This is a genomic window from Metabacillus sp. KUDC1714 (assembly GCF_014217835.1).
Classification (GTDB): domain Bacteria; phylum Bacillota; class Bacilli; order Bacillales; family Bacillaceae; genus Metabacillus; species Metabacillus rhizosphaerae.
In genome coordinates, this window is the sequence record NZ_CP055263.1 from 296,397 (window position 1) to 313,702 (window position 17,306).

The window sequence follows — 17,306 nt, forward strand, 5'->3', positions numbered from 1 at the left end:
CTACCTTAATTCATCATTCTTCGAACAGAATAAATATCCGAAATTTGCTTAATACGTTCAACTACTTTTTGTAGATGATTAATATTCGAGATTGAAATCGCCATATTAATTGTCGCGACTTTGTTTCGATCTGATTTTCCAGACACAGAAGAGATATTTGTTTTTGTTTCATTAACTGCCTGGAGAACTTCATTCAATAAACCGCGACGATCATAGCCAAGTATTTCAATTTCAACATTGTATTCTTTGCGAGTTGTTGAAGGTTGGTTTTCCCATTCAACATCGATAAGACGCTCTTTTGCATCATCCGTATGAACATTTGTACAATCAGCACGGTGAACAGAAACTCCACGACCTTTTGTGATGAAGCCTACAATGTCATCACCTGGTACAGGATTACAGCATTTTGATAAGCGAATGAGTAAATTATCAATACCCTTTACCTGTACACCAGCATCACGCTTTCTTGTCGAGGAAGCAGGGACTTGTTTCGCATCATTAATGACCTCTTGGATATTCTTTTCCTGTTCCTCTTGATCACGTATTTTTCGCCACTTTTCCGTTAAACGATTGGCAACTTGTAAAGCTGTAACACCGTTATAGCCAACAGCAGCATACATATCCTCTTCATTTGAGAAATTGAATTTTTCAGCTACCCGTTGTAAATTATCGGTGGTCATGACTTCTTTCACTTCGAAGTCTAGGTTTTTAATTTCCTTTTCAACCATTTCTCTACCTTTTTCAACGTTTTCTTCTCGACGTTGCTTTTTAAAGAATTGGCGGATCTTATTTTTTGCCTGAGAGGTTTGAGCTAGCTTCAACCAATCCTGACTTGGTCCATAAGAATGCTTCGAAGTTAAGATTTCAATTATGTCGCCCGTTTTAAGCTTATAATCTAACGTTACCATTTTCCCGTTTATTTTTGCTCCGATTGTCTTGTTACCAATTTCAGAATGAATTCGATAGGCAAAATCAATTGGAACGGAACCTGAAGGTAATTCAATAACATCCCCTTTAGGCGTAAAAATAAAGACCATGTCAGAAAACAGATCGATTTTTAGCGATTCCATGAATTCCTCAGCATTTGTTACATCATTTTGGAATTCTAAAATCTCTCTAAACCAGGAAAGTTTCTTTTCTAATGTAGTTTTTTCATCAACTTCTTTTCCCTCTTTATATGCCCAATGAGCCGCAATCCCGTATTCAGCGATCTGATGCATTTCAATTGTACGGATTTGAACCTCTAGCGGATCACCCTTTGGACCAATTACAGTCGTATGGAGGGATTGATACATATTTGGCTTAGGCATGGCAATATAATCTTTAAAACGGCCAGGCATTGGCTTCCAGCATGTATGAATGATCCCTAATACGGCATAACAATCTTTGATACTATTTACGACTATTCTGACAGCTAAAAGGTCATAAATTTCGTTAAATTGCTTATTCTGAAGAACCATTTTGCGGTAGATGCTGTAAATATGTTTTGGTCTACCAGAGAATTCTGCTTCAATATTAACCTCATCAACCCGATCGCGAACCTCATCAATCACTTGATCTAAGTATTCCAAACGTTCTTGACGCTTTTTCTTCATAAGATTAACAATTCGATAATATTGTTGTGGATTTAAATAGCGTAGTGACGTATCCTCAAGTTCCCACTTAATTTTTGATATCCCCAAACGATGTGCAAGAGGTGCAAAAATTTCTAATGTTTCATTTGAAATTCGTCTTTGCTTTTCCTGTGGTAAATGCTTTAAGGTTCTCATGTTATGAAGGCGGTCAGCAAGCTTTATTAAAATCACACGAATATCTTGAGCCATTGCAACGAACATTTTACGATGATTTTCAGCTTGCTGCTCTTCTTGAGATTTATATTTAATTTTCCCTAGCTTAGTTACCCCATCAACTAACATCGCTACTTCGTCGCTAAACGCTGTGCGAATGTCGTCAAGAGTAACATCCGTATCCTCCACAACATCATGTAAGAATCCACCTGCTATTGTAGAAGGATCCATCTCCAAATCTACCAATATTCCTGCAACTTGGATTGGATGGATGATATATGGTTCACCTGATTTTCGGAATTGTTCACGATGTGCTTCTTCAGCAAAGTCGTAGGCACGTTGAATAAAAGCGGTATCGTCAGCTGACAAATAACGCTGTGCCTTTTCAATTACTTGCTCGGAAGATAGTACTTGTTCATTTGCCATGCAATCACCTTTTTATAATGAAAACTTTGATAAGCCCTCTGATAAAATTATTTCTATATGTTTATAGTGGGCAGATATTTTTATAATAAAATTCTAGTTATAAGTGCTAATAAAAAACAACTAATAAATATGTTCTTCTCGTAATTGGAAGTTTTTCTATATTGTAACTATTATCAATAAAAAAAGTAGAGATGTAAAGAAGATTCACACTTTTTTGCCGTCCAATTACTGGTTTCTTTTCAACCTAGTAATTGATATTTCTAAATAAGAATATAAAAGTAATAATAATATCATGTTATAAGCACTGGAATACTTGAAGCGAAAGATTCATGTTGGGTATAGTACAAAAGTGAATTAAGTATTTAATAAAAATTCAATCAATTAGATGTAAAGCATGAGGACTAACAATTCTTTATTCTCACTAAAAAAATTTGTAAAAAAAGCACCCATCTGAGTGCTTCTTTTAATACTAAAAAAACAGGTAATAAACGCTTCTTTTAGAACTGCATTAATGTTAAAACATCGTATCCATCAAGTAATTTACGTCCATCTAAATATGATAACTCAATTAGGAAAGCAATTCCTGCAACAACTCCACCTAGCTCTTCAACAAGCTTGATCGTTGCTTCAATTGTTCCTCCTGTAGCAAGTAAGTCATCTGTAATTAAAACACGTTGACCTGGTTTAATAGCATCTTTGTGAATAGTTAATACATCTTTACCATATTCAAGACCATATTCTACACGCACAACCTCACGAGGTAATTTCCCTTCCTTACGTACAGGAGCAAAACCTACACCAAGAGAGTATGCAACTGGGCAACCTATTATAAAACCGCGAGCTTCAGGTCCAACGATAAGCTCAATTTGTCTTTCACGAGCATATTCAACGATTTTATCTGTTGCATATCTATACGCATCCCCGTTATCCATCAATGTTGTAATATCCTTAAATTGGATACCTGGTTTTGGATAATCAGGTACGACTGTTATGAATTGCTTTAAATCCATTTTTCCTTTGTCCTCCTCATACATTTACAAACGTATCAGCTGTTGATTGAAATCTCTCTTCAAACCACTGTTTTAACTGCATGTAAGATGTATATAATAACGTTTTTTCTAATTCAATTTGCATTTGCTTTTGTGCATATGTTTTCGATTCAGCTAAATCTCTTTTTCGAGACGTAGAATTTGTCGAAATAACACCATTTTCTATTGTAACAAATTCTAGCTCAAAAAACACCTGTGACATGAACTCTATTGTTTCTTTTGACCAACCTTTGTGTTTGGCAAGTTGTTCACCTTGTTCCTTTAATTTAAAGGAACCTTTCTTTAATAAAAAGCTGTAATACCATTTAAAGTGATCTCTAGTTGGTATTGTTGCAAAGAAGTGATCGGCTTCTTGTAAAAAAACAGTATAGATTCGATCTGGCTTTCCTTGAACAAAAAGGGAATCCAGCAAGTCTAGTGATGACGGTATATCCATTAATACAAGGTTTTTATTTTTGCTATTTAGGTTTTGAGCGACAGATACAGTATTAACAAAGATTGTATTCGTATCAAAACCTTTTTGTTTCAAATCCTCATATATAGCTGACTGAAATGTAATAATAGTACTATTTTTTACTAAATTAACATTTTTTAAAAGCTTGTCAACATTACGTGTGCCACGATAGTCAAACAGTTGCCATTGATCTACTTTTACATCCTGTAGCATTAATTGCGGTTTTCGAAAATTATTCCACTCATTAATAGATAATTCCCCAATTGCAGATAATGTAACAGTAGGTGAAAGATCATCATGAATATAACCAAATCCAAATCCAACACTATCAAGTTGATGTTCTTCTTGTTCAAAAACAAGCTTTAGATGATTTTGTTCTGCACCAATTTTTCGTATGTTTGCTAACGTGACATCCTCAACCTGAATAATTGGCTTTGGATTGTGCATACCAAACGGTGCAAGAAGCTGCATCTCTTCAATTGAATTTACTGAGATATCTTCTAATTTACAGGAGACATCAACCTTTGTAATTGGTGTAAAGTCTTCATCTGTTAAAATAGTTTTTGCTTTTTCAACTAATCTTTGCCTTAATAAATCGACATCTTCAAGTTCTAGTGTCATACCTGCGGCCATTGGATGACCACCAAAATGCGGTAAAATATCTCGACAGGTTGAAAGATTTTCGAATAAATCGAACCCAATAATACTTCTTGCAGAACCTTTCGCGACGCCTTTTTCTTTATCAACGCTTAGAACAATCGTTGGTCGATAATAACGTTCAACAAGTCGTGATGCAACAATTCCTACAACCCCAGGATTCCAGCCTTCCTTCGCTATGACAAGCACAGGATTATCAGTGATCGGAAAACTTGATTCTACTTGTTCAATCGCTTCCTCTGTCATAGTGCTTACTAGCTTTTGTCGCTCTTTATTTAATAAATCTATTTCCTGCGCAATTTCAATTGCTTCTTCTGCATCTTCTGTTAAAAGTAAGTCTACAGCTGGATCTGCAGATTGTAACCGGCCAACTGCATTAATTCTAGGTGCTAACGCAAAACCAATTGTATCTTCGTTAATGTCAGAGTTTGTAACCTTGGCTACCTTTAACAATGCTTTTAGCCCCGTACGACTTGTTGATTTTAATTGTTCAATTCCGATTTTTGCAATTAATCTATTTTCCCCATGTAGAGTCACTAGATCAGCGATGGTGCCAATTGCTGCGACCTCTAATAAATCTGCTGGGAGTTCACCCAAAAGTGCGTGGCTTAATTTAAATGCAACTCCAACTCCTGCCAATTCCTTAAATGGATAAGGACATCCAGGTTGCTTTGGATGGATAATCGCTAACGCATCAGGCAAAACCGGCCCTGGTTCATGGTGGTCAGTGATGATGAGGTCAATACCAAGCTCTTTTGCAACTTCAGCCTCATGAACAGCTGCAATTCCCGTGTCAACAGTGATAATCAGTGAAAATCCCTTCTCATGTACCTGTCTAAAAGCCGTTTCATTAGGGCCATATCCTTCTGTAAAACGATTCGGGATATAAAAGTCAGCTTGTGCTCCCAACTTGCTTAAAGTAGTTAACAAAACAGTTGTACTACTTACGCCATCCGCATCATAATCACCGTATACTAATATATGTTCTCTGTTTTCGATTGCTGTTTTTATTCGGTGGACAGCTTTGTCCATATCTTTTAAAAGGAAAGGATCATGAAAAGTCTGTTGCTTTGTTTGTAAAAATTCACGTGCTTTTTCAATTGTATTTATCCCACGATTAACAAGTAATGATGCAACTAGTGGTGTAATCGATAAGTTATCTATAAATGTTTTCATTAATGTATCTTCAGATGGCTGAACCATCCATCTTGTTTTTGCCTTTAACATAAATTCACCCCTCAACCATCCCATTATACTAGAGAGATCAAGGGGTTTCAATTTGATGATTATGGATATAACATCTTTTCTAAGTAGATTGGACTTATTGATCGCTATGCTCTACTTGTGTTTCAGGAAATTGTTCTTGTTGTTGCTTGTTAGCATCGAGTTCATTTTTTAACTTTGCATTTTCTTTTTCAGCTACTTTTAGTCTCCGTTGAAGCGTTAATATACGTACAACTCCTGTAGCAGCGATCATAAACCCACCCATCAGAACAGAACCTAGGATGATAAGTACCAGTGGCCATTCAGCGGTTCCAAACAAATAGTCTACCTCGACAGAATCAACGTTTATTACCGCAAAAACAGCAATAATAATCGCAAAAATGATTGCTAAAATAATGCTCAATTGACGTTTCATATGATCTCTCCTTTCTCTTGTTGTTAGTTCTGTTAAAACAAATTCGAACGGATTTATGAGCTTAGAGTGCGCGTCCAAGGGAGACTCATGCAAGTGCAAAGCACCGAAGAAGCTCCCTAACCACCCGCCGAAAGCGAACGCCAAAGCGTAAATCAACAACCAAGTTATGTGCCTTGTTGTAAGTAAATTAGGGTCAGCTCACCTCAATGTATTATTTTGTGACCTATTTCATCACATTCATAATATTATGCTCCTTGAGATTGCTGACCCTATTAACAATTATTTAAACTTGTGGTTCATCACTTACATTAGAAGGCAATTCCTTCTTCTTATTAAGCTGCTTTCCTTTCCAAATTAACCAAAGCTGTGCTGCGATGAACAGCGATGAATACGTTCCGCAAACTAATCCAACTAATAGAGCGATTGAGAAGTTTGTAATGGATGAACTACCGAATATAAGCAGAGCAACTACTGCAATAACAACAGTTAGCACCGTATTAATTGAACGAGTAAAGGTTTGTTGAAGGCTTCGATTTACTATAAACTGTAAATCCTCCACTGTTTTAACCTTTCTCTTTTTTTGTAATTCTCGTATACGATCAAATGTTACAATCGTATCATTTATCGAATATCCGACTATTGTTAAGACAGCTGCTATGAACGTTATATCTACCTCTAAACGCGTAATGCTAAAGAATGCGATAATGAAAAACGCATCATGTAATAACGCGACTACTGAGGCAAGTCCCATATAAAATTCAAAGCGAATCGCGACATATATAATGATACCAATAGCTGCGATTAAAACACCATACATCGCATTTTGAGCAAGTTCTTTCCCTACTGTAGGTGAAACAGTACTAACATTCGGTTCAGTACCATACTTCTCTTTGAAGTGATTCTTTAATTCCGCGATCTTCTGTTGATCTAAAGTCCCTGTAAAACGGGCAACTCCAATCTCATTTTCATCACCTGATAACACAACATCATCTACTTCTAGATCAATTTTGCTCATTTCTTCAGTTATTTCTTCTGTTGTTATCGTCTTACCGGCAAGAACTTCAACTCGTGTACCACTTGCAAAATCAATCCCTAAGTTTAGCTTGAATACCAATAAGATGATAATTCCTGCAATAACAGCCACTGTTGAAAGCATAAAGAATAACTTACGATACTTTAAGAAATCTACTTGATCAAACTTAGTTGGAGCAGTTGTATCATCATCAGTTTCTTCAATACTTAAGATATCCTTTTTCTTCACACCAAAGTATCCTTTTTTCTTATCAAGCCAACGACTTTCAACCAAAAGAGCAAGTAAGATTCTCGATAAGAAAACAGCTGTTATAAAACTAACAATTATACTTAGAATTAACATTGTGGCAAAACCTTTTACAGAGCTAGTCCCAAAGAAAAATAGGACACCACCAGCGAGTATCGTTGTAATGTTTGCATCAAAAATTGTAGCAAAGGAGCGTCTCGACCCTGCTTTAAAGGCTGAGCGAACAGTACGTCCTAGCTTTAGTTCCTCTTTTATACGTTCATATGTAATGATATTGGCATCAACTGCCATCCCTACCCCAAGAATAAGAGCAGCAATTCCAGGTAATGTTAATACGCCATTCATCCAGTCGAACACTTGGAGGATCACGTAAATATACGTAGATAACGTTATAACTGCGATTAACCCAGGTAAGCGATAAAAAGCAATCATAAATAAGAAAATAATCGATATACCAATTATACCCGCAAGAACTGTTTGATCTAAAGCCTGTTCACCAAACTGTGCACCAACAGAGGTTGAATACATCTCATCTAACTTAACTGGAAGGGAACCAGCATTTAATAAATTAGCTAAATCCTTTGCTTCTTGTATCGTAAAATCTCCAGTAATTGTCACATCTGTTTGATTGAACACTTGGTCTACATTTGGAGCAGAAATAAATTTTGGTTCAGCCTTTGTAGCCTCCTCCTGATACGCATCACCTTCTGCATAATCAAGCCAAATAACCAACTGATTATAAGGAGCATTACCAACAATCTCTTGAGTTACTTCTTTAAATTTTGAAGCGTCCTTTAGCTTGATAGCAACGTTCGGCTTCCCTTGTTCATCAAATGACTGACTTGCTCCACCTTCAACTAAATCAGCACCATTTAACATTTCTTTATCTTGATAATCACGGAATGTTAATTCAGCCTGTGTGGAAAGGATTTCTCGTGCCTTCGTTTGATCATCTACACCCGCAAGCTGAACGCGAATCCGATCATCACCTTCAATTTGTATATTCGGTTCACTAACACCAAGTACATTGGCACGTTTTTGTAGGGCATTCACTGTACTAACTAGTACATCCCTTGTTATTTTGTCACCCTCATTTGCAGGCTTTACTTCATAAAGTATTTCAAAGCCACCTTGTAAATCTAAGCCTAATATGATGTTGTTTGTCACCCTGTTTGTGTTTAAGCCAATTAAACTTCCCACAAAGAGGACAAGTAGAAAAAACGCAATAATGCGTCCACGCTTGACCATTATGTATCCTCCTTAAAATCTAAAAAACAATTTATGTATGACTGCAAATATTGTTGGTAAACTAGAAAATCTTTACTTGCAACATTCTTCTTAAAAATTATACGCTTTTTTATGCAATTTTATCAACGTTATATAAGGTCTTTCAAGACGTCTTTTCCTTCTTCACTATCAAACCAGTTTGCTGTTTTATAAGATTCCACTGTTGCATAATTCATAAAATCACCGATTTTTAGTGCTAATACATCACGGACAACTTCATGTACTGAAAGTTCTGTTGTTTTTTTCCACTTTTTATTTTTTAAAAATCCCCATAGTTTTTCCTCAGATACATCTGTATAGCCTAATAATACAAATTCCTCAAGCTTGCTTATGATTGCAGGTTTTACATGATCTTTGAATTCATCCAAAGGCTGCCTATTCATTAACTCCACTCCTTAATTAAACTAAATAGATCTTCTTTGTTTCTCTAGTTGTTTATGTACATAGAATGCATTTCACTCTTTCATGTTAGAACTTGTCATGCTTGGCCCACAGGTCCGCATATAGTAATTGTATATGATTCCACGTTATTTGAGAAGGCAGGGAGAGAAATGTCAAAACAAACGTTTCTAAAAGGAACGCTTATTTTAATTTTAGCAGGATTTATTACGCGAGTACTAGGTTTTATTAATCGAATTGTCGTAGCACGCTTTATTGGAGAAGAAGGTGTAGGCTTATATATGATGGCTGTACCTACTCTCGTATTGGTTATTACGATTACACAGCTTGGTTTACCTGTAGCCATCTCAAAGCTTGTTGCTGAAGCTGAAGCACAAGGAGACCACCGGAAAATCAAAAAAATACTTGTTGTTTCTTTAGCTGTCACAGGAACTTTAAGTATTCTTTTCACTCCAGCAATGAGTTTTTTAGCACCTATTTTAGCTGAAGATGTGTTTACCGATGATCGTATTAAATGGCCGCTATTAGCTATTGCACCTGTTGTTCCAATAGTTGCGATCTCATCTGTAATTCGTGGTTATTTTCAAGGGAAGCAAAACATGCGTCCCGCTGCAGCTTCTCAAGTACTAGAACAGGTTGTTCGAATCTCTTTAGTTGCTCTTTTTACAAGTGCCTTTTTACCATATGGTATTGAGTATGCAGCAGCAGGTGCAATGATTTCAGCAGTTATCGGTGAGCTTGTTTCCCTCATTTATCTCGCCGCGATGTTCAAGGTGAAAAAGAAAATTAAGATACGTAGAAAATTTTTCAAATCTGTCAAAAACGGTAAAGAGACGTTTAACCAATTAATGAGCATTGCCCTTCCAACTACAGGAAGTCGGCTAATAGGATCAATTTCATGGTTTTTTGAGCCAATTGTTGTTGCTAATAGTCTAGCTATTGCAGGCGTATTAACCACTGTTGCTACAAAACAATATGGTGGGCTAACAGGATATGCCCTTCCATTATTAATGCTTCCTTCGTTCATCACATATTCCCTATCTACTTCATTAGTTCCTGCTATAAGTGAAGCAATGGCACAAAACAATTTAAAACTTGTTGAGCATCGCCTTCAGCAGTCAATTCGTTTATCAATAGTAAGTGGTGGCTTAGCATGTGTTGTCTTATATATCTTTGCAGAGCCGTTAATGCTTGTCATGTATGGTAGTAGTCAATCCGCCATTTTTGTTAAAGTAATGGCTCCATTTTTTATTTTCCAATATTTTCAAGGACCACTTCAAGCAGTTTTACAAGCACTTGATTTAGCAAAAGCTGCTATGGTTAATAGTTTAATAGGAGCAGCTGTTAAAACGGCATTAATTTTTGTATTGGCTACAAGGCCATCACTTGGGATTATGGGTGCTGCTTTGGCTATTGTAATTGGGATTATGTTAGTCACTTTGTTACATTTTGCTACAGTCATGAAAGTTTCTCCATTCAATATATATATAAAAGACTATTTAAAAAGCGGTTTAACAATGGTTGCATCAGGTTTTGTAGGGTATCTTTTTTATGAGAATGTATTAGTTGATGGAGTCATTGCTTTTCGACTAATTGCCGCGATAAGTGTAACCTCGATCTTTTACTGTATCCTACTCTTGTTATTAAATTTGGTTGAAAAGGATGAAATTAATCGGATACCTTATATTGGCGGACAATTATCAAGGTTAATTCCTGTAAAAAAATAAAGCCAAACTTCTGTAAATCTAAGTTGAAACAGACAGTAATTTACTGTCTGTTTTTATTATGTCCTCCTATCTAGAACAAAAAAGATGAAGACCTAGAGATCCTCACCTTTGTATGTTTGTATTTATTTTTTTTCATCCTTTAAATCAATAAAAAAGATCCCTTTTCCAAATGAGCAAAAGGAAATGTGTTTGATGTTATCATATCCTAATTTTCGAAGCTGTTGCCTCAGCCATAAATTATTTTTGTTTATGGATTCTAGGTTTTCCTCTTGGATACGTCCATCAATAATAACTGGAATTGGAAGTTCAGGTTGATTTCTTTTGTCCTTTTGTTTCTCAATAACTGACAGTTTTCCGGAAGACTCCAATAAGGCAAATTCTACATCAGCAATACTCTTTATGTCTTTTTCACGTAAATGAGTCATTAAATCGTCAAAATTGTAACGTTGTGATCTCATTGCGTGCTCATCTACCTTTCCACGATTAATAATAATGGTCGGTTTCCCATCAAGCAAATGACGGATTTTTTGACTTTTCAACGACAAAAACGCCAAAGAAATTTGAATTATCATTAGAAGAAACATTGGGATTATTGTATGTATTAATGAGTCTTTATGATCCTCTATTGCTGTTACAGCCATTTCAGCAATCATTAAAAAGACGACTAAATCAAAAATGCTCAATTCTCCTATTTCTCTTTTCCCCATTAGTCGAAAAATCAAAACAATTAAGAAGTAAAGAAAAATGGTTCGAGCCACAATGGTGATATACACTTCCATTTAATGGCCTCCTTTTACCGCAGTTACTTACAATTAGTTTGGACGTTAACCATTGTTTTATGTAAAAAAAAACAGTTAGCCTGTAAAGTTTAGTAAATAACGAAGATAAACATAAATCGATGATATGATTAATGAGATAAGAACAATCGGAAAGCCGACCTTTAAAAATTCACTAAATCTGATATGTTCTTTTTCCTTTGCTGCTAAACCTGCTACTACTAAATTAGAGCTTGCTCCTAATAATGTCCCATTTCCTCCTAGGCATGCACCTAATGCTAATGACCACCACAATGGATCAAGATTCGTCATCCCATAATCTTTAAACTCTAAAATGACCGGAATCATTGCTGCAACGAATGGAATATTGTCAACAAATCCAGATAAAATCCCTGTCATCCAAAGGATTAACATAGACGTTTTAGGTAAATCTCCCTCTGTATAAAGAACAACTCCTCTAGCTAATTCATCAATAATCCCAACTTCTTCCAATCCTCCGATTAACATGAATAAGCCAATAAAGAAAAACAATGTTCCCCATTCTACCTGTTTAAGAATACCTTCAGGATTATTTTCATCATGTGTAAGCAAAAGGAGAAGCAGGGCACCTGCCAGTGAGATACTTGTTAAATCGATATGGAGTATCGGGTTTAAGATAAATCCCGCTATTGTTAAAGCTAAGACAATAATTGACTTTGGCAATGCAGCGGTCAGCTTTAAGTAATTGCTTGCTTTTACAGAAGCAAGCTTTTTTCGATCAATGTGATCTACTTGTAACTTTGGCCAATAAATGATGATTAAATAAAGCAATACAACAGCATAGATAATCAGAACAATTGGACTAAGGTGGATAAGAAATGCATTAAACGATAAGTGCTCAACTGCTTGACCAATCATAATATTGGGTGGATCTCCAATCAATGTTGCAGTCCCACCAATATTAGATGCAATAATAATCGAAATCAAATAGGGTATTGCAGGAATATTAAGCATTCTAACAATTGTTAATATAATTGGTACGAGTAACAAAACCATTGTTACATTTGCCAAAAAAGCTGAACCAATAGCTGTTAGGGTTGAAATAACAATCAACAAGGGAATTGGTCTACCGCCAACAACCTTTGCCATCATAATCGCAACATATTCAAACACACCTGTTTGACTTGTTATGATGACAATAATCATCATAGCAAATAACAATGCAATCGTATTCCAATCAATATAGGTGACAAACGCTTTGTTGACATCATAGATTCCAACGATAAGCATTGCAACGCCACCGATACCAGCAGCCAACGCACGATCAATTTTTTCTGTCATAATTACGATATAGGTTAATAAAAAAATGATGACAGTCAATATTGTTAGCATCATCTAACCCCTTCCACATGAAAAGCTTAAGTGACTTGTTCGACCTCAGGAAAAAACCGAGCATGAATATAAGAAATATTTCCTTTCTATCATGAGTGCAGTAGAGCCACGGGGTTAGTCACTGTAGCTAGTCACTAAAAAGATATCTCAAGCAATATACTTCCTCATACCATCATATGATGCAAGTCCATAAAAATATTTGTATTCTATTTTTTTCTTCTATGAATATTCTGTACTAAGACGAGCAGAAACAAGCTTGAACTTAGTAGGAAAGGTGGAAGTCTAAGTGGAAACAAAAAAATGGGGAAAAGCAATTCTCTATGGTCTTATCACAATCTTTGTTATCGCATTAGCTACTAGCTTAATATTCTCTTTGCTTTTAAAATTCACAAGCCTAACGGAATCTTCCATAACATGGTTACTATTAGGTCTTTCAGTTTTAGCAATGTTCATAGGTGGATTTGTCGCTGGAGGAAATGGAAAGGAAAAGGGATGGCTAATTGGTGGAGTGACTGCTATTCTCTACTCTTTAATTATTTTTCTTTTTCAATTTTTAGGCTATGGTCATATCTTTACAATGGAACAAACAATGTATCACGGAGGTTTTTTAGTTGTAGCAATGGTCGGGGGAGTATTTGGAGTCAATATGACATCTTCTAGAGCTAGTAAATAAAAACAGGGTCCAAATGAACCCTGTTTTTTTGTCCACCTATGTACTATTTAGTCTTTAACAACTTCACGAATTGATTTACGATCAAACGTTAAACGAGTGCCGTCACCAACCTTAACAATAATCTTATTTTCGTCGATTGAGTCTAAAATACCATGAAGTCCACCAATCGTTACAATTTTATCGCCCTTTTGTAAGCTGTTTTGCATTTCACGTACCGCTTTTTGTTGCTTTTGCTGCGGACGTATCAACAAGAAATAAAAAATAGCAAACATAAGTACTAAAGGTAATACTGTTCCTAACATTTCCATTATTTTCACCCCTTTCAAGCATGTCCTAGAAGTTTTTAGCATTCGGTTTATTAAAACCGTATTTTTCAAAAAATTCATCGCGGAAATCGCCTAAACGATCTTCTCGAATAGCTTCTCTTACTTTCTCCATTAAGTTTACCAGAAAATATAGATTATGGTAAGATGTTAATCTTAATCCGAACGTTTCATCACATTTTATTAAATGGCGAATATATGCGCGTGAATAATTACGACATGTATAACAATCACAATTTTCATCAAGCGGTCCGAAATCTTTTGCAAATTTTGCATTTTTCACAACCAATCGACCTTCACTTGTCATTAATGTTCCATTTCGAGCAATACGAGTTGGTAGAACACAGTCAAACATATCGATTCCACGAATCGCTCCATCAATTAATGAATCCGGTGAGCCTACCCCCATTAAATATCGCGGCTTGTTTGCTGGCATGAGTGGAGTTGTAAAGTCAAGAACACGATTCATGACATCTTTCGGTTCCCCTACTGATAATCCACCAACTGCATAACCTGGAAAATCTAATGATACTAAATCTCTTGCACTTTGTTTACGTAATTCCTCATATTCTCCACCTTGAATAATCCCAAATAATCCTTGTTCATTTGGTCTGTTATGAGCTTCTAAACATCGTTCAGCCCAACGGCTTGTCCGTTCAACTGATTTTTTCATATACTCATATTCAGCAGGATATGGCGGGCATTCATCAAAAGCCATCATAATGTCAGAACCTAAATCATTCTGAATATGCATTGCTTTTTCTGGAGATAGGAAAAGTTTGTCTCCATTTAAATGATTTCTAAAATGAACTCCCTCTTCTTCTATTCTTCGCATATCACTTAAGCTAAAAACTTGGAATCCCCCAGAATCTGTTAAAATTGCACGGTCCCAGTTCATAAACTTATGTAATCCACCGGCTTCTTTCACAATCTCATGCCCTGGACGAAGCCATAAATGATAGGTATTGCTTAAAATAATTCCTGCTCCCATTTGTTTTAAATCTTCAGGAGACATTGTTTTTACTGTTGCAAGCGTGCCTACTGGCATAAATACAGGTGTTTCAAAGCTACCATGTGGTGTATGTACCATTCCAAGCCTCGCACCTGTTTGTTTACAAGTTTTAATTAGTTCGTAACGAATTGGTGAAGTTGACACCTTTTTTCCTCCTTATAAGAAAAGCGTATGTGCCCTAGATAATAAGCATCGCATCTCCAAAGCTAAAAAATCGATACTTTTCCTTAACAGCTGCTGTGTAGGCGTTCATCACATATTCCCTTGATGCTAGAGCACTAACAAGCATAATTAAAGAAGATTTAGGCAGATGGAAGTTTGTGATCATACCATCAATTCCCTTAAATTCATAACCAGGATAAATAAAAATATTGGTCCAGCCGCTTTCTGCTACATATTGCCCTTCATTCTTGGACGCAATCGTCTCAAGTGTTCTAGTCGAGGTTGTCCCTACTGAGATAATGCGACCACCTCTTGAACGCACTTCATTCAAAAGAGAAGCCGTCCCCTCACTTACTTGATAAAATTCTGCATGCATATCATGTTCTTCTACTGTCTCAGCACTAACTGGCCGAAATGTACCTAATCCTACATGAAGAGTAATAAAGCCGATATGAACCCCTTTTTCTTTAAGTTGATCAAGAATTTCTTCTGTAAAGTGTAATCCTGCAGTTGGGGCGGCAGCAGATCCAATTTCACGAGAAAAAACAGTTTGGTATCTTTCTCGATCATCTAATTGTTCTTTTATATATGGTGGTAATGGCATTTCTCCAAGTGAATCAAGAACTTCATAAAAGATTCCATCATAATCAAATTGTAGTAATCGACCACCATGCTCACTTGTTCCTACACAAGTAGCCTTTAGTATACCGGAACCAAATGTGATCACTGTACCTTCTTTTACCCGTTTGGCAGGTTTAACCAAAGTTTCCCATACATCAGCTTCTTGTTGTTTTAATAATAAGATCTCAATACTTGCACCAGTATCTTCCTTCATACCAAAAAGCCTCGCTGGCATAACTCTTGTATTATTTAATACGAGACAATCACCAGAGTGGAAATAATCAATAACTGACTTAAATGACTTATGCTGTAGCTCACCTGTCTCCTTGTGAAGAACCATTAGTCTAGATGCATCCCTTTCCTTTAAAGGAACTTGTGCAATCAGTTCTTCCGGAAGGTGAAAATCAAATAATTCTACCTTCAAAACGTTCACCTTTTTTCTGTAATCACTTAACTTACTTTACCTTACTTAAATCGACCAAAAAACGAAAATACTAGAGATAGAACAATACTAATGACGATACATGTAACAATGGGGAAAAATATAGTTGTATTCCCTTTTTTAAACACAATATCTCCAGGTAGTTTCCCAATAAATTGCATAAAAATCCCAATGATTAAAAGCACACCACCGATTATCATTAAAACTTTAGGAAACTCAGTCAATGTTTGGAACCTCCATTTGAAAATGTCGATATACCAGATCTGTTACAATTCTTCCTCTTGGAGTTCGTTGTAGAAATCCAATTTGCAATAGATATGGCTCATATACATCTTCAATTGTATGTGACTCTTCACCTATTGTAGCCGAAATTGTATCGATTCCAACCGGTCCTCCTCGGAATTTTTCAATAATTCCAAGGAGAAGCTTATGATCAATATGATCTAATCCTAATTTATCTACTTGAAGCCTCTCTAATGCGTCAACAGCTAATTCAGTTGTGATTGTCTCTACTCCCATTACTTGAGCAAAATCTCTTACTCTCCTTAGCAAGCGATTTGCAATTCTTGGTGTACCACGAGATCTTCTAGCCATTTCGACGGCACCATCATATTCAATACCAACTTCTAATATTTCTGCTGTACGTTCAATAATATGTGCTAGCTGTTTTTCATTATAATATTCTAATCTGCTCAAGACTCCAAAACGGTCACGAAGCGGAGCTGTTAATAATCCAACTCTTGTTGTTGCTCCGATTAGCGTGAATGGCGGGAGATCTAAACGAACGGATCTTGCTGTAGAGCCTTTACCTATGACAATATCAAGGCAAAAATCCTCCATAGCGGGATACAAAACTTCCTCTATTGAACGATGCAAACGATGTATTTCATCGATAAACAGTACATCACCAGGCTCTAGTGCTGTTAAAACTGCTGCTAGATCACCAGGTCTTTCAATGGCAGGTCCAGAAGTTGTACGAATATTCACACCCATTTCATTTGCAATAATCGTTGCTAATGTTGTTTTTCCTAGGCCTGGAGGACCATACAAAAGAACATGATCCAATGTTTCGCTTCGCATTTTTGCTGCTTCAATAAACACCTTTAAATTTTCTTTTACTTTATCCTGTCCTATGTATTGTCCTAAGTTCTGAGGTCTTAAGCTTTGCTCAATATACGATTCCTGTGAATCTGCTTCATTTGATACAAGGCGTTCATCCATG

15 protein-coding genes are annotated in these 17,306 nt (G+C 36.2%); 2 read left to right on the plus strand and 13 right to left on the minus strand.

Going from position 1 to position 17,306, the window contains the following annotated elements:
- Nucleotides 1–5: 5 nt before the first annotated feature.
- From HUW50_RS01520 to HUW50_RS01545, 6 genes are all read right to left on the minus strand, one after another.
- Nucleotides 6–2,213: a RelA/SpoT family protein gene (locus HUW50_RS01520; protein WP_066334461.1), complete on the minus strand. Its 2,208-nt coding sequence runs from the start codon at nt 2,211–2,213 to the stop codon at nt 6–8.
- Between the two features lie 497 nt (nt 2,214–2,710).
- The gene (locus HUW50_RS01525; protein WP_066334459.1) at nt 2,711–3,223 is read right to left on the minus strand and encodes an adenine phosphoribosyltransferase; all 513 of its coding nucleotides are present in this window, start codon (nt 3,221–3,223) and stop codon (nt 2,711–2,713) included.
- A gap of 16 nt (nt 3,224–3,239) precedes the next feature.
- Complete coding sequence (gene recJ / locus HUW50_RS01530; RefSeq protein ID WP_066334455.1) at nt 3,240–5,600, minus strand: single-stranded-DNA-specific exonuclease RecJ; 2,361 nt, start codon at nt 5,598–5,600, stop codon at nt 3,240–3,242.
- Between the two features lie 94 nt (nt 5,601–5,694).
- The gene (locus HUW50_RS01535) at nt 5,695–6,012 is read right to left on the minus strand and encodes a LapA family protein (protein WP_066334454.1); all 318 of its coding nucleotides are present in this window, start codon (nt 6,010–6,012) and stop codon (nt 5,695–5,697) included.
- A 283-nt stretch (nt 6,013–6,295) separates the two neighbouring features.
- Nucleotides 6,296–8,539, minus strand: a complete 2,244-nt coding sequence (gene secDF / locus HUW50_RS01540) for a protein translocase subunit SecDF (RefSeq protein ID WP_066334450.1) — start codon at nt 8,537–8,539, stop codon at nt 6,296–6,298.
- A 128-nt stretch (nt 8,540–8,667) separates the two neighbouring features.
- On the minus strand, nt 8,668–8,961 hold the full coding sequence (locus tag HUW50_RS01545; RefSeq protein WP_066334443.1) for a post-transcriptional regulator: 294 nt from the start codon (nt 8,959–8,961) through the stop codon (nt 8,668–8,670).
- A 168-nt stretch (nt 8,962–9,129) separates the two neighbouring features.
- On the opposite strand from HUW50_RS01545, the gene spoVB reads away from it, so the two are divergent.
- Complete coding sequence (gene spoVB, locus HUW50_RS01550) at nt 9,130–10,704, plus strand: stage V sporulation protein B (protein WP_066334440.1); 1,575 nt, start codon at nt 9,130–9,132, stop codon at nt 10,702–10,704.
- 122 nt (nt 10,705–10,826) lie between these two features.
- Here spoVB and HUW50_RS01555 read toward each other — a convergent pair whose 3' ends face one another.
- On the minus strand, nt 10,827–11,483 hold the full coding sequence (locus HUW50_RS01555; protein ID WP_066334437.1) for a DUF421 domain-containing protein: 657 nt from the start codon (nt 11,481–11,483) through the stop codon (nt 10,827–10,829).
- 75 nt (nt 11,484–11,558) lie between these two features.
- On the minus strand, nt 11,559–12,854 hold the full coding sequence (locus HUW50_RS01560; protein ID WP_311774030.1) for an ArsB/NhaD family transporter: 1,296 nt from the start codon (nt 12,852–12,854) through the stop codon (nt 11,559–11,561).
- 283 nt (nt 12,855–13,137) lie between these two features.
- Here HUW50_RS01560 and HUW50_RS01565 point away from each other — a divergent pair, with 283 nt between their 5' ends.
- Complete coding sequence (locus tag HUW50_RS01565; protein ID WP_066334428.1) at nt 13,138–13,524, plus strand: TIGR04086 family membrane protein; 387 nt, start codon at nt 13,138–13,140, stop codon at nt 13,522–13,524.
- A gap of 47 nt (nt 13,525–13,571) precedes the next feature.
- On the opposite strand, the gene yajC is transcribed toward HUW50_RS01565, so the two are convergent.
- Genes yajC through ruvB form a run of 5 tightly spaced genes read right to left on the minus strand, consistent with a single transcriptional unit; the run spans nt 13,572 to nt 17,305 of the window.
- Entirely contained in the window at nt 13,572–13,832 is a 261-nt protein-coding gene (yajC, locus tag HUW50_RS01570; protein ID WP_066334425.1) for a preprotein translocase subunit YajC, read from the minus strand.
- Between the two features lie 25 nt (nt 13,833–13,857).
- Nucleotides 13,858–15,003 carry a tRNA guanosine(34) transglycosylase Tgt gene (gene tgt, locus HUW50_RS01575; protein WP_083964662.1) on the minus strand — a complete coding sequence of 382 codons (1,146 nt, stop codon included), beginning with the start codon at nt 15,001–15,003 and terminating at the stop codon, nt 13,858–13,860.
- Nucleotides 15,004–15,037: 34 nt separating this feature from the next.
- On the minus strand, nt 15,038–16,066 hold the full coding sequence (gene queA / locus HUW50_RS01580) for a tRNA preQ1(34) S-adenosylmethionine ribosyltransferase-isomerase QueA (RefSeq protein ID WP_066334421.1): 1,029 nt from the start codon (nt 16,064–16,066) through the stop codon (nt 15,038–15,040).
- Nucleotides 16,067–16,107: 41 nt separating this feature from the next.
- Nucleotides 16,108–16,308, minus strand: a complete 201-nt coding sequence (locus HUW50_RS01585) for a DUF2905 domain-containing protein (RefSeq protein ID WP_066334405.1) — start codon at nt 16,306–16,308, stop codon at nt 16,108–16,110.
- Entirely contained in the window at nt 16,301–17,305 is a 1,005-nt protein-coding gene (ruvB, locus tag HUW50_RS01590) for a Holliday junction branch migration DNA helicase RuvB (protein ID WP_066334402.1), read from the minus strand. Before ruvB ends, HUW50_RS01585 begins: the two co-directional genes overlap by 8 nt.
- Between the last annotated feature and the right edge of the window lies 1 nt (nt 17,306).

Excerpts from the sequence above, each read along its gene's own strand:
- HUW50_RS01520 (WP_066334461.1), bottom strand. The coding sequence starts at position 2,213 with ATGGCAAATGAACAAGTACTATCTTCCGAGCAAGTAATTGAAAAGGCA.
- HUW50_RS01525 (WP_066334459.1), bottom strand. The coding sequence starts at position 3,223 with ATGGATTTAAAGCAATTCATAACAGTCGTACCTGATTATCCAAAACCA.
- recJ (WP_066334455.1), bottom strand. The coding sequence starts at position 5,600 with ATGTTAAAGGCAAAAACAAGATGGATGGTTCAGCCATCTGAAGATACA.
- HUW50_RS01535 (WP_066334454.1), bottom strand. The coding sequence starts at position 6,012 with ATGAAACGTCAATTGAGCATTATTTTAGCAATCATTTTTGCGATTATT.
- secDF (WP_066334450.1), bottom strand. The coding sequence starts at position 8,539 with ATGGTCAAGCGTGGACGCATTATTGCGTTTTTTCTACTTGTCCTCTTT.
- HUW50_RS01545 (WP_066334443.1), bottom strand. The coding sequence starts at position 8,961 with ATGAATAGGCAGCCTTTGGATGAATTCAAAGATCATGTAAAACCTGCA.
- spoVB (WP_066334440.1), top strand. The coding sequence starts at position 9,130 with ATGTCAAAACAAACGTTTCTAAAAGGAACGCTTATTTTAATTTTAGCA.
- HUW50_RS01555 (WP_066334437.1), bottom strand. The coding sequence starts at position 11,483 with ATGGAAGTGTATATCACCATTGTGGCTCGAACCATTTTTCTTTACTTC.
- HUW50_RS01560 (WP_311774030.1), bottom strand. The coding sequence starts at position 12,854 with ATGATGCTAACAATATTGACTGTCATCATTTTTTTATTAACCTATATC.
- yajC (WP_066334425.1), bottom strand. The coding sequence starts at position 13,832 with ATGGAAATGTTAGGAACAGTATTACCTTTAGTACTTATGTTTGCTATT.
- ruvB (WP_066334402.1), bottom strand. The coding sequence starts at position 17,305 with ATGGATGAACGCCTTGTATCAAATGAAGCAGATTCACAGGAATCGTAT.